The organism is Kitasatospora putterlickiae, assembly GCF_039527695.1.
Taxonomy (GTDB): Bacteria; Actinomycetota; Actinomycetes; order Streptomycetales; family Streptomycetaceae; genus Kitasatospora; species Kitasatospora putterlickiae.
Genome location: NZ_BAAAKJ010000347.1, coordinates 1,276 through 2,977, shown reverse-complemented (window position 1 = coordinate 2,977; position 1,702 = coordinate 1,276). Strand labels below are relative to the sequence as shown.

At 78.3% G+C, this 1,702-nt stretch carries 1 protein-coding gene; it reads right to left on the bottom strand.

What is annotated here, in order from left to right; genetic code table 11:
• A partial coding sequence (locus tag ABD308_RS32255) for an ATP-binding protein (RefSeq protein ID WP_425554901.1) occupies positions 1-1,693 on the bottom strand: 1,693 nt, incomplete at its 3' end.
• Positions 1,694-1,702: the final 9 nt, after the last annotated feature.

Genomic DNA, 1,702 nt, shown 5'->3' with positions numbered 1-1,702 from the left:
CGGCGGGGCAGCCGCCCGGGGCGCTGTCCGGGGCGCTGTCCGGGGCCGGTGGAGCGTGCTCCGGTGGCGCGTGGTCCGGCAGCAGCGCCAGGTGGCCCTCGACGACGGCCAGTGCGGCGTCCTGCTCGGGGCGGGGCCGCCCGGCGGTGAGCGCGCGCACGGCGGCCACCTGGGCGACCGCGTCGGCGCCGCGTTCGGCCATCACGGCCGCCCAGGCGAGCCGGGTGTGCAGCGCGATCCGGCGCTCGACGGCCGGGACGGCGCCGCCCGGTGACACGGCGGCGGGCGGGGCCGGCGGCAGGGTGCGGACCAGCTCGAAGGCCCGGTCCAGCTGCCCGGACTCGGCCAGCGCGGGCAGCAGCAGCTCGGTGACGCCGGCCCGTTCGGCGTCCCCGGCGAGTTCGTGCGCGCGCTCCAGCAGGACCACCGCGGAGCCCGCCGCGCCCGCTTCGAGGACCCGCCGCCCGGCCTCCGCGAAGTGCACTGCCGCGCCCGCCCGGTCGCCGCCGGCCAGCAGCAGCGAGGCGACCAACTGGCGGCGCTCCTCGGCGAGGTCGGGGTCGGCGCGAAGGATGGCGCGGGCCGCCCGGCGGGCCAGCGCGGCGCGTTCGGCGGGCGCCAGGGCGGCCGTCACGGCGTCGGCGGTCAGCGCGTGCCGGAAGGCGTAGCGGTCCGGGGCGGCGCCGTCGGGCACGATCACATTGGCCTCGGAGGCCGAGCGCAGATGGCTGAACAGGCTGCGGTCGTCGTACCCGGTGATCAGCTGCACGGTGGTCACCGAGAAGCGGCTGCCCAGGGTGGCCGCCGTCAGCAGCAGGTCCCGTACCTGCGGGTCGAGTTGGTCGATGCGGTGACCCCAGCTGCGGACGATGGTGCTGGGCACACCGGGGCGCGAGCCGTCGGCGAGCGCCCAGCGGCCGTCCCCGTCCCGGTGCAGGGCGCCGGACTCCAGCAGGTCGGCGAGCAGTTCCTCGACCAGGTAGGGGCAGCCGTCGCCGCGCTCGGTGAGGTGCTCCACCAGCGCGGCCGGCAGGTCGTCGGCGCGCTCGCCCTCCAGGATCGCGGCGGCCAGCGCGGCCACCTCGCCGGGCGGCAGCGGCCGCAGCTCGGTGACGGTGGCGGCGCGGCGGCGCTCGGCGGCGCGCACCAGGTCCAGGGCGGGGCCGGGTTCGGCGCGCAGCGTGGCGAGCAGCAGCACCGGCAGTCCGGCCAGGTTGTCGACCAGGTACTCCAGGACGGCGACGGTCTCCGCGTCGGTGTCGTGCAGGTCCTCCAGCAGCAGGACGCAGCCCTGCTCGCGGCCGAGCACCGCGAGCAGCCGCAGCAGCGCCTCGGCGAGTTCGACCACGCTCTCCGGGTAGGCGCCGGGGCCGGCCGCCGTCGGGGTCTGCCGCCACTCCGGGACCAGTCGGGCCAACGCCGGCCGGTAGGGCGTGAGTTCGGGGTCGGTGGGCGGTCCGGCGGCCCGGAACCGGGAGGAGAGCGCCTCGATCAGTGGCCGGAACGGCGTCACCGTGCCGGTCGAGCTGCCCCGCCCGCGCAGCACCGGAAGGCCCAGCCCGTACGCCTGGTAGGCGCACTCGCCGGCCAGCCGGGACTTGCCGATGCCGGCCTCGCCGAGCAGGAAGACCGCCCCGCCGCCCTGCTGCCGGGCGGCGGCCAGCGCGCCCATCATCCGCACCGCCTGCTCCAGGTACGGCTC